24 protein-coding genes and 3 tRNA genes are annotated in these 23,728 nt (G+C 38.1%); 12 read left to right on the top strand and 15 right to left on the bottom strand.

All coding sequences use genetic code 11. The annotated features are described in order from the left end of the window. Positions 1–59: 59 nt before the first annotated feature. On the bottom strand, positions 60–653 hold the full coding sequence (wrbA, locus tag F981_RS21705; RefSeq protein ID WP_004725790.1) for an NAD(P)H:quinone oxidoreductase: 594 nt from the start codon (positions 651–653) through the stop codon (positions 60–62). Positions 654–773: 120 nt separating this feature from the next. Between wrbA and F981_RS21700 the strand changes: the two genes are divergently transcribed. Both F981_RS21700 and F981_RS21695 read left to right on the top strand, forming a co-directional pair. Beyond that, a complete protein-coding gene (locus F981_RS21700; protein ID WP_004725788.1) occupies positions 774–2,018 on the top strand; it encodes a YihY family inner membrane protein in 1,245 nt (414 codons plus the stop codon). Positions 2,019–2,230: 212 nt separating this feature from the next. After that, positions 2,231–3,031 (top strand): AraC family transcriptional regulator, encoded by an 801-nt coding sequence (locus tag F981_RS21695; RefSeq protein WP_004725785.1) that lies wholly within the window; start codon positions 2,231–2,233, stop codon positions 3,029–3,031. 355 nt (positions 3,032–3,386) lie between these two features. Here the strand turns inward: F981_RS21695 and F981_RS21690 are convergent, their stop codons facing one another. Together F981_RS21690 and F981_RS21685 are read right to left on the bottom strand one after the other, a co-directional pair. Further along, complete coding sequence (locus tag F981_RS21690; RefSeq protein WP_004725784.1) at positions 3,387–4,025, bottom strand: fumarylacetoacetate hydrolase family protein; 639 nt, start codon at positions 4,023–4,025, stop codon at positions 3,387–3,389. A gap of 47 nt (positions 4,026–4,072) precedes the next feature. Continuing rightward, positions 4,073–4,573: a YcxB family protein gene (locus F981_RS21685; RefSeq protein WP_004725782.1), complete on the bottom strand. Its 501-nt coding sequence runs from the start codon at positions 4,571–4,573 to the stop codon at positions 4,073–4,075. Between the two features lie 189 nt (positions 4,574–4,762). Between F981_RS21685 and F981_RS21680 the strand changes: the two genes are divergently transcribed. Next, positions 4,763–6,052, top strand: coding sequence for a hypothetical protein (locus F981_RS21680; protein WP_004725776.1), 1,290 nt, complete (start codon positions 4,763–4,765; stop codon positions 6,050–6,052). 25 nt (positions 6,053–6,077) lie between these two features. Here F981_RS21680 and F981_RS21675 read toward each other — a convergent pair whose 3' ends face one another. From F981_RS21675 to F981_RS21665, 3 genes are all read right to left on the bottom strand, one after another. Then, on the bottom strand, positions 6,078–6,863 hold the full coding sequence (locus F981_RS21675; RefSeq protein WP_004725775.1) for a YidX family protein: 786 nt from the start codon (positions 6,861–6,863) through the stop codon (positions 6,078–6,080). 97 nt (positions 6,864–6,960) lie between these two features. Further along, positions 6,961–7,037: transfer RNA gene (locus tag F981_RS21670), tRNA-Arg, on the bottom strand. A 130-nt stretch (positions 7,038–7,167) separates the two neighbouring features. Beyond that, positions 7,168–8,427, bottom strand: coding sequence for an MFS transporter (locus F981_RS21665; RefSeq protein WP_004725774.1), 1,260 nt, complete (start codon positions 8,425–8,427; stop codon positions 7,168–7,170). A 105-nt stretch (positions 8,428–8,532) separates the two neighbouring features. Here F981_RS21665 and F981_RS21660 point away from each other — a divergent pair, with 105 nt between their 5' ends. Continuing rightward, positions 8,533–8,970 (top strand): winged helix-turn-helix transcriptional regulator, encoded by a 438-nt coding sequence (locus F981_RS21660; RefSeq protein ID WP_004725772.1) that lies wholly within the window; start codon positions 8,533–8,535, stop codon positions 8,968–8,970. A 69-nt stretch (positions 8,971–9,039) separates the two neighbouring features. On the opposite strand, the gene F981_RS21655 is transcribed toward F981_RS21660, so the two are convergent. The 6 genes from F981_RS21655 to F981_RS21630 all read right to left on the bottom strand — a co-directional run bounded on the left by F981_RS21655 (position 9,040) and on the right by F981_RS21630 (position 13,392). After that, the gene (locus F981_RS21655; protein WP_004725770.1) at positions 9,040–9,903 is read right to left on the bottom strand and encodes a cysteine ABC transporter substrate-binding protein; all 864 of its coding nucleotides are present in this window, start codon (positions 9,901–9,903) and stop codon (positions 9,040–9,042) included. 73 nt (positions 9,904–9,976) lie between these two features. Then, a complete protein-coding gene (locus tag F981_RS21650; protein ID WP_004725768.1) occupies positions 9,977–10,879 on the bottom strand; it encodes a cysteine ABC transporter substrate-binding protein in 903 nt (300 codons plus the stop codon). 65 nt (positions 10,880–10,944) lie between these two features. Next, positions 10,945–11,676, bottom strand: coding sequence for an amino acid ABC transporter ATP-binding protein (locus F981_RS21645; RefSeq protein WP_004725765.1), 732 nt, complete (start codon positions 11,674–11,676; stop codon positions 10,945–10,947). 2 nt (positions 11,677–11,678) lie between these two features. Next, positions 11,679–12,344 (bottom strand): amino acid ABC transporter permease, encoded by a 666-nt coding sequence (locus F981_RS21640; RefSeq protein ID WP_004725764.1) that lies wholly within the window; start codon positions 12,342–12,344, stop codon positions 11,679–11,681. Then, positions 12,334–12,993 carry an amino acid ABC transporter permease gene (locus tag F981_RS21635; RefSeq protein ID WP_004725761.1) on the bottom strand — a complete coding sequence of 220 codons (660 nt, stop codon included), beginning with the start codon at positions 12,991–12,993 and terminating at the stop codon, positions 12,334–12,336. Before F981_RS21635 ends, F981_RS21640 begins: the two co-directional genes overlap by 11 nt. A gap of 201 nt (positions 12,994–13,194) precedes the next feature. Continuing rightward, complete coding sequence (locus F981_RS21630) at positions 13,195–13,392, bottom strand: hypothetical protein (RefSeq protein ID WP_004725759.1); 198 nt, start codon at positions 13,390–13,392, stop codon at positions 13,195–13,197. A gap of 180 nt (positions 13,393–13,572) precedes the next feature. Here F981_RS21630 and F981_RS21625 point away from each other — a divergent pair, with 180 nt between their 5' ends. Beyond that, positions 13,573–14,187, top strand: a complete 615-nt coding sequence (locus F981_RS21625; RefSeq protein WP_004725757.1) for a hypothetical protein — start codon at positions 13,573–13,575, stop codon at positions 14,185–14,187. A 23-nt stretch (positions 14,188–14,210) separates the two neighbouring features. Then, entirely contained in the window at positions 14,211–15,161 is a 951-nt protein-coding gene (locus F981_RS21620; protein WP_004725755.1) for a hypothetical protein, read from the top strand. Positions 15,162–15,222: 61 nt separating this feature from the next. On the opposite strand, the gene F981_RS21615 is transcribed toward F981_RS21620, so the two are convergent. Next, positions 15,223–15,299, bottom strand: a tRNA-Arg gene (locus F981_RS21615). A 15-nt stretch (positions 15,300–15,314) separates the two neighbouring features. Then, positions 15,315–15,404, bottom strand: a tRNA-Ser gene (locus tag F981_RS21610). 264 nt (positions 15,405–15,668) lie between these two features. On the opposite strand from F981_RS21610, the gene rnr reads away from it, so the two are divergent. The 5 genes from rnr to F981_RS21585 all read left to right on the top strand — a co-directional run bounded on the left by rnr (position 15,669) and on the right by F981_RS21585 (position 21,755). Continuing rightward, the gene (gene rnr, locus F981_RS21605; RefSeq protein WP_212749879.1) at positions 15,669–18,119 is read left to right on the top strand and encodes a ribonuclease R; all 2,451 of its coding nucleotides are present in this window, start codon (positions 15,669–15,671) and stop codon (positions 18,117–18,119) included. Between the two features lie 157 nt (positions 18,120–18,276). Beyond that, complete coding sequence (locus tag F981_RS21600) at positions 18,277–18,912, top strand: hypothetical protein (RefSeq protein WP_016539380.1); 636 nt, start codon at positions 18,277–18,279, stop codon at positions 18,910–18,912. A 92-nt stretch (positions 18,913–19,004) separates the two neighbouring features. Next, positions 19,005–21,032: a M3 family metallopeptidase gene (locus F981_RS21595; protein ID WP_004725750.1), complete on the top strand. Its 2,028-nt coding sequence runs from the start codon at positions 19,005–19,007 to the stop codon at positions 21,030–21,032. A gap of 54 nt (positions 21,033–21,086) precedes the next feature. Continuing rightward, positions 21,087–21,296: a YheV family putative zinc ribbon protein gene (locus F981_RS21590; RefSeq protein ID WP_171066870.1), complete on the top strand. Its 210-nt coding sequence runs from the start codon at positions 21,087–21,089 to the stop codon at positions 21,294–21,296. 15 nt (positions 21,297–21,311) lie between these two features. Next, on the top strand, positions 21,312–21,755 hold the full coding sequence (locus F981_RS21585) for a hypothetical protein (RefSeq protein ID WP_004725747.1): 444 nt from the start codon (positions 21,312–21,314) through the stop codon (positions 21,753–21,755). Positions 21,756–21,854: 99 nt separating this feature from the next. Here F981_RS21585 and F981_RS21580 read toward each other — a convergent pair whose 3' ends face one another. Next, on the bottom strand, positions 21,855–22,775 hold the full coding sequence (locus F981_RS21580) for a DMT family transporter (RefSeq protein WP_004725746.1): 921 nt from the start codon (positions 22,773–22,775) through the stop codon (positions 21,855–21,857). Positions 22,776–22,938: 163 nt separating this feature from the next. On the opposite strand from F981_RS21580, the gene F981_RS21575 reads away from it, so the two are divergent. Beyond that, positions 22,939–23,718, top strand: coding sequence for an AraC family transcriptional regulator (locus F981_RS21575; RefSeq protein WP_004725744.1), 780 nt, complete (start codon positions 22,939–22,941; stop codon positions 23,716–23,718). Positions 23,719–23,728 lie beyond the last annotated feature (10 nt).

Here is a 23,728-nt window from a genome sequence, read left to right as displayed (position 1 = left end):
ACGCCAGATAAAAGAGAAGTCTTTGAATTTTTATCTAGATCTCGCAAGAGCATCAAAAATTATGGGTTTAACTTTTTAACCGTTTCACCTAGACGTTTGCCCTGTTCTGCACATAAAGCTTTTTCATCGGAACTTAAGTTTTGGTCATGACGTGGTCCACTGACATGACTGACTCCATACGGCGTACCGCCTGATTTGGTATTGGATAAGGCTGGATTGGCATTGGTCAGCCCCATGATCATCATGCCATGATGAAACAATGGCGGTAACATCGTTAATAATGTGCTTTCCTGTCCACCATGCATTGACCCTGACGCGGTAAATACACAAGCAGGTTTATCGTGTAATGCACCATTTAGCCAAAGGCTGGTGGTTTGATCCCAAAAGTATTTCATTTCAGATGCCATATTGCCAAAACGTGTTGGTGAACCTAAAGCCAATCCTGCACAATTTTGTAAATCATCCAATGTACAATAAATATCGCCATGTTCTGGAATACTGGCTTCCGCTTCTTTCACTACAGTGGAAAGATTAGGCACAGTGCGAATTTTTACTGCGACACCCGCTGCTTCTACCCCATTGGCAATCAAGTGTGCCATCTCTTTGGTAGATCCATATTTACTGTAATAGAGTACGAGAACATAAGCTTGCATAGAGATTTCTTGATTTCAACATAAGAAAATAAAACTATACGGTATTTTTCTGCTTTTTTGGGTAAGCTAGACAATGAAAATGCAAGATATGCCGAAAAATAATTGAGATCAAAGATATATATGCTTGAATTACTTAAAAAACTACCCTTCTATGAAAAAACTTGGTTTCAATTCATTCTTTTTGTACTTGGTCGTTTTGAAGCAGATCGTTGTCGTGAACAAGCGGGATCGCTGACCTATACGACATTATTTGCTGTTGTTCCAATGTTGACTGTTTTCTTGGTTATTATCTCATCAATCAAAGCCTTAGAGCCTGCTAGACAGCAACTCCAGCAGATGATTTATAGTAATTTCTTGCCGAAAACCAGCATTGCTTTTGATAAAGCTTTTAATGTCTTTACCGAGAATTCAAGTAATTTAACTGTTATTGGTGTGCTGTTTTTATTCATTACCACAGTACTGATGCTTACCAGTATCGAAACGGTTTTTAATCGGATTTGGCGTGTTCAAGAAACGCGTAATGGCATCATTGGCTTTATGCGTTATTGGACCATTATTTCTTTAGGCCCGATTTTATTGGGGAGTGCCTTTGTCATTTCATCAACATTGGCCTCTATGAATGTTTTAAGTAATAACTTTGCAGGTTATGAAGTTGATGGTACAGCGTTACTTGGGGTCATTTCGTTTGCACTGACTACTTTAGGCTTTTTCATTTTATATTGGACGATTCCAAATCGCAGTATTCCTGTTCGAGCGGCTGCGATTGCAGGTCTTTTTGGTGCGATTGCATTTGAGCTACTTAAAAACCTATTTGGTTTTGTTATGGCAAATTTCACCAGCTATACCCTTGTTTATGGTGCTTTTGCTGCTGTACCAATTTTCCTGTTGTGGATCTTTTTATCGTGGAATATCGTCTTATTGGGTGTGGAAATCAGCTATGCCCTTACCGCATTTCATACAGGTAAAATCCAAACCCGCCATCCTGTGTTGATGATGCTCGATATTCTGGAATTATTTTATAAAAAACAGAAAACGGGTGACGTGGTGACTGATGCAGAAGCACTAAATATTTTAGGTCGTGGTGAAATTGGACGCTGGCCAGTTTATATCCAACTTCTAGAAAAACAAAATTTGGTTAAATGTACTGACAATAATGAATATGTGCTGGTCAGAAATTTAGATGAAATTGATTTCTGGTCATTCTATACATCATTGCCTTATACCCTCCCTCGTCGTCATGATGTTGAACATGTCCATGATGATGATGTTTGGATGAAACATATCGGTCCAACTTTAATTGAATCCGATGAATATTTGGCCGCTAAATTATCAATTCCACTTTCAACCATTTTGGATGATAAGTAATTTTAACCCAGATAGATAAACAACGTCCCTTTCCAAGCAATGCCCATTGGAAAGGGACGTGATATTACTTTTTCGATGAATCGTTATAATTTCGCAATAGCCAAAACCACTGCATAAAGCGGATAAAAGACACCACAATGGTATGAACCTGTCTTTTTTATAGGATATAATTCAAAGTAGACAAAAGATCTTTTTATTCAGGCAATCTTTGCATGACGATAACAAAAACCAGCGATAAAAATATACTGACTCAACTCAGTACCAATGATGAAATTGTTGCACCGCTGTGGCTTATTTTTCGACATGATCCTGCACTGTCTGTTTATCCTGAACATGGGCATGCTTGGGGCGAATTTATTTATGCCTTTAATGGGGTGATGGAAGTCAATATCGATCAAATTAATTATATTACGCCACCTCCATATGGAGTTTGGTTACCGCCAAATACGCAACACAGTGGTTTGAACCGGACTCCTGTTTCCCATGCAACTTTGTATATCCACCAATCGTTATGTAGTGCCTTACCTCAACAAGCTGGGATTCTCTTAACCTCACCCTTGGTTTCAGCGATTTTACAGCACATCAAACAACACCCAATGCAAGCATCTGAGCCTGAATATTTGCGACTGTTACAGGTATTACTTGATCAATTACAACATGCTGAGTTAATCGGTAGTTATTTACCCCATACCAATCATGTTGCCTTAAAACAAGTTTTGGATTTTTTACATGCCCACCCTGCTGACCACAGTACCCTAGAGGCCTTAGCCCAACGGATTAATATGACTGAACGTACCTTGGCAAGGCTGAGTCAAAAAGAGCTGGCTATGTCACTCAATGAATGGCGACAACGACTTAAAGTCATGAAAGCGATGTCTATGCTCAATGAGGGAAAAACGGTTGAAAGCATTGCACTGGATTTAGGTTATGCCAATGCTTCTGCTTTTATCAATATGTTTAAACGTTGGATGATGCGTACCCCAGACCAGTTTAGAAAATTGTTGCGTCACTAAATCAACTTTTTAAATTTTGAGTAGATGAAGTGGAATGATCTAAATACTGATAATAAACAATCTTCCCGACCAATCTATACACCGATCTAAAAATGCATGGGCTGAATTTAACTTTGGGTTATGTAGTAATTTACCAAAGTCATCCAGCTTTTCTGCTTCTTCGCTATCAAAGCGTTTCGTCCAAGCTTCTACACGATAGCTAAAAAATAGCGATGCTGTAAATTTCAACTGATAAATAAAGCGGGATATATCCCAAAAGTTAGTGATGAATTATTGTTTTATAAAACTGTAGATAATAAAAAACCCAATGCGTATTGATTATAAATAAACACTGGGTTACTTGAATTTTAAATGCTTATTTTACAAAAGTTTTCCAAACAAAATCTTGGCTTTGACCATGTAAAGTCATACTCAATTGATCACCAGAAGCCAATGCTGCAACACCTGCTGGTGTCCCTGTCATCACCACATCCCCTGGTTCTAAAGAGAATACTTGGCAGATGTCTGCAAGTAAGTAAGCAATATCAAAAATCAATAAAGCAGTATCTCCCTTTTGACGAACTTCATCATTGACTGCAAATTCAAAAGTAACAGCCGACCAATCTTTAATTTCATCCACACTGACCCAATCTGCCAGTACACATGAGCCATCAAAAGCTTTTGAACGCTCCCAAGGCTGGCCTTTGCCCTTTAAGTCATCTTGGAGATCACGTAAAGTTAAATCTAAGCCTAAAGTCACCGCACCAATCGCATCCAATACTTTATCTAAATTGGTTTCGCCCTTAAGTGGCTTATCGATACGTAACGTCAGTTCACACTCATGGTGGCAATTTCCCCACGCCTCATTCCAAGAGATACCGTCTTGCAATGAAATCAAACTACTGGGCGGCTTGATAAATAAGACTGGACGATCTGGAATTGCGTTACCTAATTCTGCTGCATGCGCTGCATAACTACGACCGACACATACAATTTTAGATGGACGTGTACTCATATTGTTCCCTTCTTATTGCTCAGCGTTAAAAACTTTATAATTCCAAATTACTTTTTAAAAGTATTGATAAAAATCGTTTGATCTGCGGGTGTAGCAAATGCTCGTTTAGGCACAATCACCACAGTACGATTTTTTAATTCGATCATATAGGTAAGCTTGCCTTCTGCAAATTTATCTACATCTGAATAATGATGAACTTGTTTTGGACGGCCACTACTGAATAATTCCATATAGTCTTGAAATAATTCAATACCTTGTTCGCTTTTACCAAATTGATATTTAACGAATTGGCGTTTAAACATCATCGGTAAAAACCAATACCGCATCAGCATTTGCAGAATTAAGAAAAAAGCACCTAAGCAAACATAATATTTACCCACACCCTCTAAACCGAGGTAAATCCCCCAAACGATGATTCCGATGCTGACCAAAGGCGTGAGAAATTGGCTAATTTGCTTTTTACCAAAAGTTGCCAATTTAAAACCGTCTTGAGATTCTTCTAAATTAAGATAATAACGTGCAGATAATGCAGGCTGGGTGTCTGACATAGTTGCTTCAATACAAATATTTTACGATGCCAAGATATTACACTAGATTTTTCCAGCGAGATGCGGATTTTCATCTTGTTTTACAGAACACCTCTATTTTTTAAAAGTGAATCCTTTTAGGGTCTTTCATACAAATGGTTTTTATAAAAACAAAAGATTGCCGCTTATCAAGGCGCAAAAGGAATTGTGATGAAAGCTTTTTATTTAAATATCGGTCTAGTGCTCTTAATCGGTATCAATCAAATCAGTTTCGCGAAATTGGTCACTTGGACCGATAATATTCCCAGCGCATTAAAGCCATTTGGCAATAATGCCCAGCAAATTGCGGCAATTGCTCAAGACAATATCTTAATTTATGCCCATCCAGCGACCAAGACGTCGCTACCAACATTCAGCAAACAGCCCCAACCTATAGCTAAATTTTCAACAGCAGCCATTGTTGTGCCTGTAAGTAGCCAAGAAGTGGCTAAAACATTAAGCAATTACACGCAATATGTTGGGTTATTCCCGACTTTAAAATCAGCAAAAGTCATCGAAACAGCAGGACCTGTCAGTCAATTGAAATATCGTATTTCCATCCCGACACCGATACCTGTATTGAATTTTAATGAAGATGTGGTGATGCAACATCAAATTGGACAAAATAGCATTTCAACCATGGTGATTGATGGCCCAATTCCTTATGCATTAGGGAAATTTGAATGGTTCAATTTAGCTGACAACAAAACCTTAGTGACCCTGACACAATGGGGCGATTTAAACCAACCGCAGGGTTTCCTATTTAAGAAAATTTTAAATGCTTTCCCTGAAGTAAAACTGGCGATTCCAAATGGTTCGAGCGCCTTTGTTTTAGAAGCACTCAAAAATAAATACACGGCTAAAAAAGTGACGGCATTAAATGCAGGGCAACTGCCTAGCCCACAATTAAATACAGCTCAAATCAATAAAATTGTTCAGGTCAGTGCCAACGTGCAACAGCCCGTCAGTATTGTACTTAATCCTGTTACTGTACCTTATACCCATGGTCGGGAAGTTTTACGCTTTACCACAAGCTATCAATATTTAAATGCCACCCCGCTACAATTACAACGTTGGACACAACCCTTATCCTATAAAGAAATTTTTCCAAAACAAATCAAAAGTATTAAAACCACAGCGATCAACACACAAGGACAAGATGCAGACTTTAAAGTCAGTGTCGGATTGGGGGTTATTAGCATCCCATTTGATTTTAAAATGCGTTTTAGCTATCCCAAAGCCACTGAAAATAACTTCTATGCCAATGGCGGTGATCTACGTTATCTCAAAGGTCAAATTCAATTTTTACCCCAAGGCAATAACACCTTACTCAAAATGACCACCACCATCAAAATTGATGAAAAAGCACCATTTCTACTCAAAGCAGCACGCAGTTTACCCTACCATGAAATGTTACCTGCACTGGGTGCAAATGCAATTTTTGCTCAAAAAGTAAAGTAGTGCTGATTGGGCTTTTAAAACTCAATTAATCAGCCAGATGTTTGATTGTTGTGCCAATATTAAATAGGAAATATAACGGGATTACGACCAGATCACCGACTAAAGTGACTGGGGTTAAGGCGACTTTCTGCAACAGTGTTTTAGAATGTAGTGAGTATTTGGTTTTTCCTTGTGTATACATCGCAATCGTATAGTTCTGATTAAAGTTTTGAAATTTCATATTTTTAATTTCAGCGTTTAAACCCACAATACGCCCAACCAATCCAATTTTTCTTTGATAAAATTCAGAGTTTTCCTGACCATATTCGTACTGACTCAGTCCAAGTCGAGATAACCTATTTTCTTCCTGTTCAGTTAAATTGTTTTTTGCATAATACAGTTCAATATCACCGCTAAATTGAGTTGCTTGTGGATTTTTTTGATCATCGCTTTCAGGCATTAAAGACAAGCTAAAATGCTTGGCACTCGGACGGACTGGTTTGATCCGCCAATACTTGGGGTCTAAATCAGATTGAATGGTCTCTAAAATTTCCTTATTTCCAATATCAATCATATACGCATATTTTTGCCCAACCACGATTAAGGAGCGATCTACATTGCTTCTATCATGGCTATTTTTTGAGGAGGCATTTTCTTCTAAATAGGCAAAACCGACAATTTGATCCTGATCTACAATCACACGATCTGCATGGGTTGAAACCACTTTACCCGTCGCCAACCTGCCAGAATCACTGTTATTCCAAAGAATGGCGGTACATCCGATCATTTGACTGATGAACAGCACGATAAACAATGAGAAATATTTATGCATGAATGATTGGCCTTATTTTTATTATCTCACTCATTGTGCCATTTTTTAGGCACAAAAAAACCGCAATAAAGCGGTTTTTTTAAATATTTTATCAAGTTGGTGCGCTCAGAGAGATTCGAACTCCCGACCCCTTAGTTCGTAGCCAAGTGCTCTATCCAGCTGAGCTATGAGCGCGACGTCTTGATGGGACGCATTATACGCCTTTTCATTTTTTTGTTAAGGATTATTTCAATAGTTAAACACCAAGTGTTTAGTATTTGGGCTATTTATCTTTAAATCGACAAAAAACCTAGAATTTATGCATTTATACACTGCTTGCATGCTGTTTCATTTGAAATTGAATTAAATATTTTTCAGTAAACAACCAAAATAAATAGCCAACTACACTCAATAGGACTCCAGCCGCACACACGATATACCATCCCCAATGACCATAGAGTGTTGTTGCCAGTAATGATCCCACAGCACTGCCCAATGCATAAAACAACATATAAGCACCAACCAATCGCCCATGTAATCGAATATCGGCTTGGAAGATCAGACTTTGATTAATCACATGAACTGATTGAATGGCCACATCCAATAAAATAATCGCTAAAATAAAAATCCAAATTGAAAAATATAAGCTGGTTAAAATGACCCAAGCTCCAATCAGTAATAGAAACGCATATTGTGTAACACGCTGCGCATAGCCTCGATCAGCCAACCCACCAACACGGATTGCCATAACCGCACCAATAGCACCAATGATGCCTAAAAAACCAATCAAACTATGTGAATATTCAAAAGGCTGGACAGATAAAGGAAACACCAGAGCATTCCAAAACAGATTTAAATTGACGAAAATGATGAAAGCAAGTACGCCTCTAATCTGTAACACTCTATTTTTAAAAAATTGTTCAAACAATGTAAAGATCATCTGGGAATAAGTAGATTGCTGAATAGGATCTTTTTCGATACGGATAACAGCTAAGTATTTCCATAAAAACACACTGATCATACTCATACATAGTACAGAGAATATATATACCCCTTGCCATCCAAACCAATCAGCTAAACTACCAGACAGTACCCGAGATAAAAGTATGCCAATCAACACACCAGCTTGGACTGTACCGACGATTTTGCCGCGTTCATCAGCAGCTGCCAAAACTGATGCATAAACAATTAAGCCTTGGGTCATCGCTGTGCCCAACATGCCCACAATCAGCATACTCAATAACAACGTGAAAATATGATCTGAAAAAACCAACGAGATTAAAGCTAGGCATAAAATGATGGACTGAAACAACATCAAAGATTTTCGTGGTAATAAATCGCCTAAAGGCACAATAAAAATTAATGCAATGATTGATCCCACTTGAGTCAATGAAACAACTAACCCCGCCCACGAATAATCTAATTTAAAATCTTGGGCAATCAAATCCAGCAATGGCTGTGCATAATAAACATTTGCAACACTCAATCCAGCAGCACACGCCAACAGCATCACCAAGGCTGGAGAAAGATGGGATTGCTTTTGCTCTCTTGTTTTATTGCGCTGATGATGATCTGTTTTGTTCATTTTGCACCAATCTGGTTTTAATTTGCAACCAGATTAAATTACGCAATCTTGTTTTAAATTGCAACTAGATTTATAGTCTATTTTTTAAGATGAAAGGAACGACTGATGAATCAAGACAGATATGAAGCTTGCCCAGTTGCACGGTCAGTGCAATTGATTGGAGATCGTTGGGCTTTATTGATCATTCGCGAAGCTTTTGATGGGGTAAAACGATTTAGTGATTTTCAAAAAAATTTAAATGTCGCCAAAAATATTTTATCTGATCGTTTGGCTAAACTTATTGATGCTCAAATTCTAAAGAACCAACCCGCTTCTAATGGCTCAGCCTATTTGGAATATGTGCTCACTGAACAAGGTTACGCACTGTTCCCGATCATCGTGGCATTACGTCAATGGGGTGAGCAATTTTTATTTGCTGAGGATCAACCACATTCTATTTTACTTGAGAAAAACACAGGTGATGAATTGGCACTTATGCAACCTATGACAAAAAAAGGAAAACATCTACTTGCACAAGAGACCTTTGTGAAAAAGATCAATTAAATGCAAATCATGTTTTCCCAGTTAAAGTCGATGATATTTTTAAAAGAGCAAACTTAAGTTTTAAGGGTTTTACTCAACCAATAAATCTTTTGGATTAATGCTATCACCGTAGACAGGTTTTAACGTCTTTTCATAGGCTTGCTGGATAACCCCTGCTTTAGATAATTTTTCTAAGTCTTGATTCAACCAATCCAATAATTCTTTATCGCCTTTTTTGACTGCAGGTGCAATTAAATCATGCTGACCTAAGCTGGTAATACCCACGGTGTAATTTGGGTTCTCTTTTGCCCAAGCCAGTACCAATAAATTGTCATGTGCCAAAGCCACACCACGTCCATCTTTCAGCGCATCAAAGGTCTCTGTATTCTGCTCGTACTTCTGTAATTTAATTTCAGGATGTGATTTGCTAAAGAATGAGTCTGCTGTCGTGCCTTTATTGACCAATAAAGTCTGGTCTTTAAGCTGCGCAATATCTGTAATCGGCTTAGCTTTAGGTGATACAACGCCCAAAGAAACCTTTAAATAAGGCTTGGCAAAATCGACAACTTCCTTGCGTTCAGGTGTCACGGTGAAATTGGCAAAAATAATATCCACCTTATTGGCTTTAAGGTACTCCACACGATTGGCAGCTTCCGTTAAAACAAACTGAACTTTGTTTTCATCTCCCAATAGGTCTTTGGCAACATGCTTGGCAATTTCCACATCAAAACCTTGGTTTTTACCTTGTGCGTCCAAGTAACCAAAAGGCGGCTTATCACTAAACACCCCGATACGAACCACACCATTTTTCTTAATTTGCTCGATACTTGAGCTGGTTTTTTCAGGTTCAGCAGCTTTTTCAGTTGTTGACGCGTTTTTATTACACGCCGCTAACCCTAAGCTAAGCACTGAGGCCGCAAGTAGATGAGTCAGCTGTTTTATTGATATATTCATTTAATTTTCCTCTGATCTATTTTCATATTTAAACAATGATTTCTTTTCATAGTTAAACGCTTTAATGCAATTTTTATTTCGGTGTCACATCCAAAAAGACTTGAGCATCCACAGTTCCACCGTAAACAGGCTTTAAGGTCTGATCATAAATCTTCTGAATTTCACCTGTTTTTTGTAAGCTTGAAATTTCAGTATTGAGCCAATTTAGAAGTTGGCTATTGCCCTTTTTCACTGCAGGTGCAATAAAGTCTTGATTACCAATTTGTTGAATTCCCGCCGTAAATGTTGGATTCTCAGCTGCCCATGCCAAGGCATAAGTACTGTCTTGAGAAATTGCATCACCACGACCATCTTTCAATGCATTAAAGGCATCAGTATTTTGTTCAAACTTTAATAAATTAATTTTTGGGTAATTCTTAGTGAAATAAATATCTGATGTCGAGCCTTTATTGACGATCAAGGTTTTGCCTTCAAGCTGCTGAATATCTGTAATCGTCTTGGCTTTAGGCGATACGATGCCTAAAGCAGCCTTTAAATACGGTTGAGCAAAATCAACCACTTGTTTACGTTCAGGAGTGACTGAAAAGCTGGCAAATACCGCATCTGCTTTACCCGATTTTAAAAACTCCACCCGATTAGCAGCCTCAGTCACCACAAATTCAACTTTATTTTCATCCCCAAGCAAATCTTTGGTCACTCTTTTTGCTAAAGCGATATCAAAACCTTGTGGTTTACCTGCACTGTCCACATAACCAAATGGTGGATTATCTGCAAAAACAGCCACACGAAACACGCCCTGCTGTTTAATCTGATCTAAAGATTGATCATTCTGGGTATTTTGCTCCGCTGATGCATTTGGTTCAGTTGGCTGACTACATGCGCTCAACATTCCCATACATAAGCCCACACTCAATGTTCGAACAACGTTGGAAATATTAAAAAAAATCGATGGTTGAGTTAAATAAGATAAAGCCATACATCCTCATTTTTATAGATCATTATGTGTTGCTATTAGGGTGAATATTGATGTCTAAATTACTGTTAGTAATTCAACATATTTAAAAAGGCTTTTGCCCGTTCAGTCTGTGGATGCTCAAAAAATTGTTCAGGTGTGGCTTGCTCAATAATTTTGCCTTTATCCATAAAAATAATTCGGTCTGCGACTTTTCTGGCAAAAGACATTTCATGAGTCACGATCAACATGGTCATTCCTTCATGTGCAAGTTTTAAAACCACATCTAATACTTCACGGACCATTTCAGGGTCTAAAGCAGCGGTGATTTCATCTAGCAGAATCACTTGAGGCTGCATCACCAATGAACGCACAATTGCGATACGTTGCTTTTGCCCACCCGATAACTGTCGCGGATAATCTCGCTTACGATCGTATAAACCGACACGTTTCAATAATTCGTCTGCGACTTTCTCAGCTTCAGCTCTTGTTCGTTTTTGAACTTTTAAAGGGCCTAATAAAATGTTATCAATCACATTCATATGCCCAAAAAGTTCATAGTTTTGAAACACCATGCCAATTTTTTGACGTACATCCACCCACGCTAAATCTTTGCCCAATACACCTGAGCCAGCTAAATTGATTGTGCCACCCTGAATTTTTTCCAAGCCATTGATACAACGCAACAATGTGCTTTTCCCACATCCCGATGGACCAAGGATCACCACGACTTCACCCTGTTTTACGTCCAAATCTATGCCTTGTAAAATATGACTTTCTGCAAATGATTTCTGTAAATGTTGTATAGATAACAAAGTCATGATTACTCCCAAACTTTTTCTAAATGCGTCGCTAAACGGGATAAGGGATAGCAAATGATAAAATATAAAATAAAGATCAAACCATAAATCCAAAGAGATGCATTCGGAACAATTAACAGCGAATTTTCAATAATTTGCTGTCCAACTTTAATCACTTCGACCACGCCAATCAGCACTGCCAAGGAGCTGGTTTTAATCATACGCGTGAATAAATTGATTGCGCCCGGCGTGACTCTTTTTAAACTCTGCGGGAAAATCACATAGCCCAAAGTTTGGATAGGACTCAGGCCAAGTGCATGTGCAGAATCGCGTTGATGTTGATCTATCGATGTGATGGCAGCACGGACTAAATCGCCCATTTCAGCAGTCCCCCACAATACAAAAACCACAATACATACCAGTACCGCTGAGAGCTGCCAGTTAAACCATGTTGCAAAGCCAAAATAGAAAACAAACAATAAAACCAGAATTGGAATAATCCGAATCGCTTCTAAATACAATCGACAAAAACTTTTAATCAGTAAATTTTTTGACGTCATAATGACACCGAAAATCGTGCCAAAAATTGCTGAAAAAAATACTGATATAAAGGCAATTTTTGCAGTAACCCACAGCCCTTCCAGTAATCGTGCAAGATGACTGGGTTGAAACAGATAATCAAATTCCATGGCTCACCTTCCGACTGCGGTATTCCAGATAACTGGTGAGAATAGACACAGGCAATAAAATAATCAGATAAGACATGATCAAGAGAAACAATGCTTCTGTGGTTTTATAATCCATACCAATTAAGTCTTTGGTGACAAACAATAGTTCCACCACTGCGATGGCACTCACCACAGAACTTTCTTTAATCAGAAATAAACAATTTGCACCAATTGCAGGAATTGAAATTGCTAGAGCTTGAGGGAAGATCACATATTGAAAAACTTGCAGTGGATTCAGTCCAATACTTTCACCAGAATCAATTTGCCCTTTGGCCACAGCTTGTAAACCCGCACGAAAGGCTTCAGCCATATAGCTTCCACCTAGAAAAGTTAAACCAATGACCCCACAGGTAAATCCATCAATTTTAATCCCCAGTTTTGGTAAACCGTAATAGAGAAAAAATAACTGAATCAATAAGGGCGTATTGCGTGATAATTCAATGTAAATTTTGGCAATTTTGTCAAAGCCCCGTACCCGATAGGTAATGAGAATACTGCAAATTAAACCAACCAATATTGCGAGAATAATACTGATGATTGAGATTTTGAGTGTCGTCACCATTGCCGAAGCAAACTGTGGCATCACACTGTAGATATATTGCCAATTCAAAGAAATCGTCCAAAATAATTATTTTATTGTTACGCTCTAAAGCAGAAAAAATGATTTGGAACTATCTTACAGTGAGAATTTTTTCTAAATAAATATGATTATCAGATAAGCTTTTCTATAAAAATAATGCTAGAGAATGCTTACTTTTTTAGCGAGAAAAATAGGCGTAGTTAAAATTGAACAATCATCGACCCGAAGCAATTATTCGGCATTCACCACATCTAACAATTCCATACATTCAGCACAGAAGATGACAGATTCATTTTCTAAACTTTGGATTTGCAGTTCATAGACAAAACCTGTCAGCGTGCGATTACAGCCATCACACTGTTGCCGGTTGAAATGACAAATAAAATCAACATGCTGGTAAATATAATATCCATCTGTATATTTCTTCATGTTCTTCTTTCTAAAGCTCCGGTTATTTTATTATTTTAAAGTTTTTAGCTCTAGAATAGATGTTGCAATCCTTGCTCTGCGACAAGAATAGACGTGTAGATTTAATTGCAATTATAGGTGTAGACTTTTCTTAAATTTTGTAGTTTTATTAATTAATAATTCTTAGCCACTATATTAAAAATGAGCTGTTATATTACTTTGCATTTTTCGAATAGTCTCTCCCCTGAATACGATTTCAATGATGCCGATACGCCATACTTTGCATCGAAAAATTTAATCCCTTTATTTTGGTTAGCACTTTTTTCTAAAGAAAATATCCATCTTTATGAATCTCACATAGAGGATGAATATTCCTATTATTACTTACAAACCAATCGATTAAATGCTATTTATAATTTTCAAAAATATTTTGGGATATGGATCCACTTTGGTCAGGAAGCACTACAGCTCTCTCAATTATTTCTAGATTTTTTAAAAAGCCAAAGTCAAGAATATATAATTCTTAGACTTGATGATTTATTTGCGATGGCTGAAGAACCTGACACCCCAAACGTATACTCAATTTTAATCGAAATGTTAAATTTTTACCCTCAACTCCTTAAAAAACCTAACCTAAAAAAGGTTAAAGCTTACTGTTACTTAGCTCTATCTGTTGAACTATATCTAGAAGAGAATATGCGAAATGGTTTAGATGCTGATATGGTCCAATTTATTAAAACTGAATCGCAAACGGTAAATCAAAAACCTAAAAATCAACTAAAAGAATTTTTTTCAAATTTGTTTAATAAACTATAAAACTCAGATGATAAAAGGAAACAATGGGACATTACTCAACACTTTTAATTTCATCCGATCTCGATAGAACCACGGGTGAAATGGATGAAAATGAAACCTATCAAGAAGTTAAATACTCTATTCCATTATTTTGGTTGGCCTTATTTAAAGTTGAAGACATTACCACTCTTCAAGATGAAGATGGCTTAAGCTATTACGTCTTTCGGGCAACGATCTTAAAAAGCTGTGAAACATTTAAATCCAGACTCAATATATGGTCAGCACTCTATAATGATGAAAAAGTAGCAACTTTAGCTCAATCATTTTTACAATATTTACAACGTACTCCAACATTTTCAGTCGAGCTTAATATTACCGATATTATGGCAATGATGATTGATCCATTTAGCATAGAAGCTAACAATGAAATGGTGGATATGATCCATTTCATCGAAGAAAAACATCGAGATCCCAAAAGTCCATCACCATCCAAATATTGGCTGCCAAAATCTTTTGAACTTAAAACACCCCAAAATCGATATTTAGATATCGATGGTTTTGGAGAGTCTTTACTGCCCTGCTTTGAGGTGGATAGATGGTTAAATAATCATGAAAAGACACAACAGCCTGTTAAAAATAAACTCAATGCGTCTTTTGATGAGATCCATTTTTATCGAATGCTGCTGTCCAAAGCTGAAATCTCGCCAAACAGTTCATTCGGTTTTAAACATCGGTTTTTATTTCTGACGCGAATTAAAAATAAGGCATTACGCAAATGGCTCTTTCAAGTATTCTTCTTTAATGAAATGCTATTTTTCTGTTTATTGTGGCTTAGTCTAAGTTTAATCAGCATCTTTTTTCTTTTTAAAATTAGCACTTTTTCCTATTTAGAGATAACTGGCATTATTATTGGGCTTATTGCATTTAGCTATTTTATTTTTCGAAAAATAGCCAAGAGAATCAAGATATTCAACCAGCTAAAATCACCGGTCTAAAATCATCGACCTAAACTCCAGGCACAAAAAAACCGCAATGTATGCGGTTAATTCTTCAAGTTGGTGCGCTCAGAGAGATTCGAACTCCCGACCCCTTAGTTCGTAGCCAAGTGCTCTATCCAGCTGAGCTATGAGCGCGTCATAAGTAATCGTTGGCGGTGAGAGAGGGATTCGAACCCTCGATACAGTTACCCGTATGCATCCTTAGCAGGGATGTGGTTTCAGCCACTCACCCATCTCACCGTAACGAGCCGCCATAATACAAACTAAAACCCGATTCGGCAAGTGATGACATTAAAAAAAATAGAGAAATTTACTCAATTAAATACTTTTTAAGCGATTTTCATCATTTTGTTGTTTTTTTATGCTACAAAATAATCACAATCTACAAATACCTAGAAATTTTCTCTAAAAACTAAATTAAAAACACAATATTGCAATCAATTACGTGCAGTATTCCACTGTATGTCTTATGCTAATCCTATCTTCTGACTAGAAACCAAATACATCATGAAAAATTGGGTCGATCCTGAAGCCAAAGCTGAAGCTGAGCGTTACGACAATCCCATTCCAAGTCGTACCCTTATCTTAGAAATCATTGAACGAAAACAAGAAGCATTGTCACATGCAGATCTTGTTGAACTGCTTGAAATTGTCGATCAAAAAAGTATAGATGCGCTCAGCCATCGTTTAAGTGCAATGGTCCGTGATGGTCAGTTGATGAAAGATGGTTTTAAATATCAGCTGATGGCAGATCAACCTACCCTAGACGCTACTGTTTATGTCAACGCTAAAGGTTTAGGCGTTGCAAGCTTAGATGGTAAGAAAGATGAATTCCTTCTCCCTGAACGCGAATTACGTCAAGTCTTCCATGGTGACCGCGTTAAAGTCCAACAAACTTCTGTAGACCGTAAAGGTAAAGCTTGGGGCTATATTACCGAAGTGACTCAACGTCGAGTTAAACAATTGATCGGTAAAGTTGCAGAATTTGAAGGTGAATACTTTATTCAACCTGCACCTCCAAATGCACATCAACCCATAACTTTAGAAAAAGAACTGATTGAACATGCCAAAGCCAAAGTCGGCGATGCATTACGTGTTGAAATTGATGACTATCCAACTCGAGATGAATTTGCGACAGGTCATGTGATTCAGTCAATGGCGGATAAAGCAGATACTGAAATCATTATCCCGCAAACCATTTTAGAATATGGTTTACCTTATGAGTTCCCAGAAGAAGTCATCAAAGAAGCTGAAGCATTTAAAGAACCTTCTGCAAAAGATCGTCATGGCCGTATAGATTTACGAGATTTGCCTTTAGTCACCATTGATGGTGAAGACGCACGTGATTTCGATGATGCAGTCTATGCGGAAAAACGTCCTGGTGGTGGCTATCGTGTCGTTGTCGCGATTGCAGATGTCAGTCATTATGTCCGTGTTGGTAAACCTTTAGATGATGAAGCGCAAGAACGTGGTACATCGGTGTATTTCCCACACTATGTATTACCAATGTTGCCTGAAGCACTTTCAAATGGCTTATGTTCTTTAAATCCACATGTTGACCGTTTATGCATGGTGTGTGATTTAAATTTAAGTCGTGCTGGTAAAGTGACTAAATTTGAATTTTATCCGTCAGTGATGCATTCAAAAGCACGTTTAACCTATACCCAAGTTGCACAATATTTGGATGGCGACAGCAATGCGATTCCTGAAGATCGTGATGTCCGTAAATCGGTCAATACGCTCTACCAATTGTATGAAACCTTAAAAGGTTTACGTGCACAACGTCATGCAATGGAATTTGAAACCGTTGAAACCTACATGACTTTTGATGAATTGGGTGGAATTAAAGAAATTTTACCGCGTTCACGTAATGTTGCGCATAAGCTTATTGAAGAATGTATGTTGCTTGCTAACGTTGCAGCAGCGGAATATTGCTTAAAAAATGAAGTTCCAATGTTGTACCGTGTGCATGAAGCACCAGAGTTTTCACGCATTCAAAAAGTAAAAGACTTTGTAAAATTATTGGGCTTTAAATTCCCAGACCAACCGACACAAGCCGATTATCAAACGGTGATTGAAGCAACCAAAGATCGTATTGATGCACCAAGTATTCATGCGGTGTTGTTACGTTCAATGATGCAAGCCTACTATGGTCCAAAAAATGTGGGGCACTATGGCTTGGCTTATGAAGCATATACCCATTTCACTTCACCAATTCGTCGCTACCCTGACCTGCTATTACATCGTGCGATTAAAGCCAGTTTAACCAACAAAAAGTATCCTCTTTCAGGTGCGGCGTTAGAAGATGCGGGTGAACATTTCTCAGCGACTGAACGTCGTGCAGATGAGGCTTCGCGTTCGGTTACTTCATGGCTGAAATGTCACTATATGCAGCAGCATTTAGGCGAAGAATTTGTTGGTGTGATCAGTGCAACCGCTGAATTTGGTTTATTTGTAACCCTAAAAGACTTATATGTGGATGGTATGATTCACGTGAGTCAATTGGGTGATGACTACTTTGTTTATGACCAAGTTAGTCAAAATTTAGTCGGTCAAAATCGTGGTCAAGCCTTTGGCTTGGGTGACGAAGTCAAGATTAAAGTTGCTGGGGTTAACCTAGAAGAACGTAAGATTGATTTTGAATTGTTACAACAACTGTCGCATGCGGGCCGTGTAATCCGTAGTCGTGCACCACGTGTTGCAAAACCCGTTGCCAAAGAAGAAGTTTTTTCTGAACGTCCTGTCAAAGTTAAATCTGAATCTGACAGTGGGAATGCCAGCGAAGATGGGGAACGTCCCATTCGAAAGAAAAAGCCCAAAGGAAAACCCAGCTCTTACACTAAGAAACCTGGAAAAAGTGCTGCAACTCAGCCTGAAACAAAGGCTAAAGATAAAGTGAAGAAAAAGGCTAAAGCAAAAAAGAAAAAGTCGAACGCTAAAGCAAAGACTGAATAATTTTACTTACCGCAAAATCAGAGAGCTTCGGCTCTCTTTTTTATCATTAAAATTTTAAATTTGAATACGTCTAAAAATACTTTTCTTGTACCCTCATAGAGTCTTCCTTGTTTTATAATGCATCTATAGTGACTCAAATAACTCTAGAAATAACAGTATGAAAATTAAAAATATACTATCACTCTCAATGCTGCTACTCAGCTGTATAGCTTCTGCTGAAACCATCACCTTTACAACCCAAGCGATTCCTTCAAAATACATAAACTTTTCAGGAAATTTTCCCTTTATCCAAGGCAAAGGTTTTGAAAAAATCAACCAACAGATCAAACACGAACTTTTGGCAGATGATGCTACACGTATCGACTTTAGTTCAGGAAAGATCTATCAGGATCAAAACTATTTAAGTGTTTATACTCATTTAGAAATTGAAGGCGGACGAAGCTATTTTCGTGAAAAGTATTACGTGATCGATTTAAAAAATAAACAGTTCGCAACATTGTCCCAAATACTACAAAAATATCAATTGTCTGCAGCACAAATCTCAAATGAAATTGCTCAGCAACTTGACCCATGTATTGAAAATAAAACAGCAACGCTTTCTAAAACGTCTAATGACTGTGATAGCGCAGATCTGCAATATCTATACCGATACTATGCTGAAGATCGAAATTTTATTGCGCTAAAAAATGCAAATGGCTTTTATCTTAAAAAAGATATTTTGGGCATCAGTTTTGATGCGGGCGCATATTCTATCCCTTTTGAATACAACCTCAAAACCAAACAAGTCCATTAACATCTGTGTTAATTTTATTGTCACACCTTGATTTCCCCTGCCAGAAGCCCTACATCTATCTATAACTTAAGAAATGATTTGGCATAAAGCTCATGACACTAGAACAGGCAACGTTGCCAGTACCGCAATTTGATCAAATTAGTTTAGATCAACTCAAACAAAATATTGAAAAAGCCATCCAAGACGGTCAAAACTTTTTAAATGACTTGGTCCAAGTCCCTGAAAGCATTCAACAACAACTTGCAGTGATCGAAAATGTAGATTCACTTGAAAATAACATGAGTGAATCTTGGGGAATTTTGTCACACCTCAATGCAGTGATGAATAACACTGAAACGCGTGAAGTCTATCAAGCCTTATTGCCAAGTCTAAGTGAATACTACACTCAGATCGGTCAACACGTTGCCTTGTTCCAAACTTATCAAAATGTTTATGATCATGCGATTTTTAGCGACTTGCCAACGGCGCAACAAAGTGCAATTAAGCTGGCTTTACGTGATTTTAAACTTTCAGGTGTTGCCCTCGAAGGTGAGGCTAAAAAGCGCTATGCAGAAATTTCAGCACGATTATCACAACTGTCTTCTGATTTTTCTAATCATGTTTTGGATTCGACTCAAGCCTATAGCAAAACTTTAACCACGGATCAGCTTAAAGGTCTACCGCAAGGCAGTATTGAATTACTCAAACAATATGGTCAACAACGCGAACTAGATCAGCCTGTTGCTACCTTAGATATTCCATCTTATTTGGCCATCATGACCTATGCAGAAGATCGCGCGCTCCGTGAAGAAATCTATCACGCTTATGTTACACGCGCCTCAGATCAAGCCAGCGATACGCAATTTGACAATGCACCCGTGATGGTTGAAATCCTCAGCTTACGTCAGGAAATGGCCAAGCTTTTAGGTTTTGACAATTTTGCAGAATACTCACTTGCTTCAAAAATGGCACCCGATGTGGCCACTGTTGATCAATTTCTGGTTGATTTAGCAGAGCATGCACGTACACCTGCATTAAAAGAAATCGAAGAACTCAAAGCCATTGCCAAACAAGATGGCATAGATGAGCTAAAACCTTGGGACAGTAGTTATTATTCTGAAAAACTAAAAGTTCAACAGTTCAACCTTTCTCAGGAAGATTTAAAACCATACTTCCCTGCGCCTAAAGTGATTCAAGGCTTATTTAATGTGGTCAATCGTTTATATGGAATCCAAGTCATTGAACGCCAAGCACCACTTTGGCATACAGATGCTCATTATTATGAACTAGAAGACCAAGGCACTGTGATTGGTGGTTTTTACTTTGACCTCTATGCACGTAACGGTAAACGTGGTGGTGCATGGATGAGTGGTTTCCGCTCGCGTATGCAAACCGAAACGGGGTTACAAAAACCAATCTGCTATATGGTTGGGAACTTTACCCCGCCTGTCGGTGATCAGCCTGCCCTATTAACGCATGATGAAGTCAATACCTTATTTCATGAGTTTGGTCATGGCTTACACCATATGTTGACCGAAGTAGACAATATTGCAGTTGCTGGAACGCACGGCGTTGCATGGGATGCAGTGGAGTTACCTAGCCAGTTTATGGAATTTTGGACATGGGATACGGAAAGCTTGGCTTTAATCAGTGAACATATTGAATCTAAAGACTCACTTCCTGAGCATCTTTTAAAAGCATTACTCGATGCTCGTTTCTTCCAGTCAGGTATGCAAACTTTACGACAAATTGAGTTTGCACTGTTCGATTTAACCATTCATAAACTTACACCTGCACTAAATGCCGAACAAATCCAAGCCACTTTAGATGATATTCGCCAGAAGTATGCTGTTTTAGCAACAGCACCTTATAACCGCTTCCAAAATGGCTTTAGCCATATTTTTGCGGGTGGTTACGCTGCGGGTTATTATTCTTATAAATGGGCAGAAGTTTTAGCAAGTGATGCTTTTGACCGCTTTGAAAATGAAGGTGTGTTTAATACCCAAACTGGACAAGAGTTCCGTAAGGCAATCCTTGCAGTTGGCGGAAAAGATACAGCACTTGATGCATTTATCAATTTCCGTGGTCGTGAACCTAAAATAGATGCATTATTACGTCATCAAGGTTGGACGAATAGCTAAAAAAACGCTTAAACTAACGGCCAAAATTGTTTAAAGTGTGGTGGGTGTATGAATATTAGACGTCGTTTCATTGCTGGTGCAAAATGTCCAAAATGTGAAGCGATGGATCGTATTGTTATGCTCACCCAAGGCGATGCTGAATGGATTGAATGCATCGAGTGTGGATATTCTGAAAATCGCCCTACCCATGTAGATGCGCCTGAAGAACCTGCTATACCTGATGAAATTGGGGTCATTCAATTCAAGCCTCGCTCTTCAAAATAGATCGGACCGAATAAAATGCATATAGAACAAAGAAACAATTCAAAATTAATGTGGATTATTGCAGGCGGGTTGGGGGCAGTTATCGTTTTAATTGCTATTTTTTTCTGGTTAAATAACACCTCTGAAAGCACCCAAATCAATGAGCCATTGAATCAGACTACACCTGCTGCGAAGAAAGTGGAAGCAACGGCACCCCCTGTGGCAACGCCTGTTGAACAAAGTGCTGCTTCAGAGGCTGCCAATGTAGAATTGGTCAAAGCATCAATTTTAAAAGATAAAATTCCTGAAAATGCCAGTTTAGCTAAAGAAGAAGTGGCTAAACTAGAAGATATCCAAAAACAACTTGATGATCAGCAACAAAACCTAAAATCACAACATGCTGATGCGGATCAATTGATTAAACTTAAGGAAGAGCAAATCAAGCTACTTCAACAGCAAATGGCCGCACAAAATCAATAATTTTGATCATGGGCAAAAATGACGATCTGATATCAGAAAGCCTTAACCTCTTTATAAGTTAAGGCTTTTTTCAATTTGAACAATAGACATTTCAATATTTTAAAGTGAGTCCAATGACTGCTGTGTTGATTTTTTCCATTGGATTGGCTTTTGGATAATTTGCGCCAATAAAATTCCACAGAGTGTTAAACCACCACCAATCAAATGAAAAACTTGTAAATGTTCACCCAAGAGCACCACGGCAATTAAAGCTGTAAACACAGGCAATAAATTCATAAAAATACTATTTTTATTGGGTCCCAAATGTCTTACACCTTCAATCCATAGATAAGACAATAAAATCGATGAGAAAATACTGGCATACAAAATCAAAGGAATGGTCTGTTGATTCAGTTGCATTTGTGATGCGGGTAAAAAGATAAAAAACGGCAAAACATATAAGATGGCAAAGCTCGACATCACAAAATTCGATTGCCATGCAGGGATCGGCATTTTCCAACGTTTTAACAGCACACCATATAAGGCGTAGCCGATTGCGGCAAGCAACATCAAGCCATCTCCAAGATGCATACCTTGGCTAAAAACTTGGGCAATATGACCATGACTCAATAAATACAAAATGCCATAGAATGATAAGAAGCCTCCGATCACTAAGCCATAGCTAATCTGATCTTTTAAAATCCATGTACTTAAAATAATCGTCAATAATGGAATCAATGCCGTCACAATCGCCATATTGGTCGCTGTTGTGGTTGTCGCTGCTTGATAAGACAAAAATTGGAATAAGGATACAGAAAGAAATCCACCTAAAGCCAAATGTTTCCAATACTGGCGAATAATATGGCGATTTTTCCACGTGGGAATCAATACAAAAGTACTCATCACCGCGAGCGCAAAAACCAAACGATAAAATGTAATCGCCACAGGTGAAATTGCATGACTTGCCATTTTAGACACAATCACATTTCCAGCCCAAAATAAAATGGCGAACAATGGGTAGAAATAAGCTTTTTGAAACATGCTGCTCTGCCTATACAGAAAGATTCAACCATGTTAAAAAATAATCATTTTGTATTTGTACGACAAAATGACAATAACTATCGCAAAAAGGACATTATGCTTGAGGTCTAAGCAATTCCACGAATATATGATTGGCAGTGCCGTATTGATTGAGGAGTAAATCGTGGGGAATAATTATGATCATGGATTTTTAGATTATCCAATTTATGCCTTTACTGAAAATTATTCCCATGGGCATATTGAAGATTGGCATAGCCATGAACGTATCCAACTGATTCATACGCTTTCTGGTGTTCTCCGTATTCAAACGACAGAAGGAACATGGGTCACGCCACCGGGACGCGGTGTATGGATTCCAGCATATAAGGCTCATGCGTTACTGATCAGTGGTGATGTGCAAGCTTATGGTGTATTTATTGAGCCAGATGCGCGTTCAAAATTAGTCAATGAATGTCGTGTTGTCACGATCTCGCCCCTGCTAAAAGAGCTTATTCGCTCAGCGATGCAGATTCAAACCACAATCCATCCTCAAAGTCGTGAAGCACGATTGCTTGAACTAATTTTAGATGAGTTGGAGCTTCTCCCTGTTCTACCATTTAACTTACCTGAGCCACAAAATATTAAATTACAAAAGCTTTGTGCTGAAATCAAACTTGATCTCAGCCATACATGGACACTCGAACATGCCGCCCAATTTTTACATGTTAGTCCGAAAACCCTTACTCGGCATTTTCAGAAAGAAACCAATATGCATTTTAGTCATTGGGTACGTCAGGCAAGGCTGATGCAAGCCATGACTGATTTGGCAATGAATAAATCTATTTTCAATGTTGCACTTGATTTGGGCTATGACAGTGCCAGTGCCTTTAGTGCCATGTTTAAACGTGAAACCAGTTTGACGCCGAGTGAGTACATTCAGCAGTTTCAATTTAAAGATCACTAAATCTATTCAA

It is taken from the genome of Acinetobacter guillouiae CIP 63.46 (assembly GCF_000368145.1).
Taxonomy (GTDB): Bacteria; Pseudomonadota; Gammaproteobacteria; order Pseudomonadales; family Moraxellaceae; genus Acinetobacter; species Acinetobacter guillouiae.
This window is presented reverse-complemented; position numbering and strand designations above follow the sequence as displayed.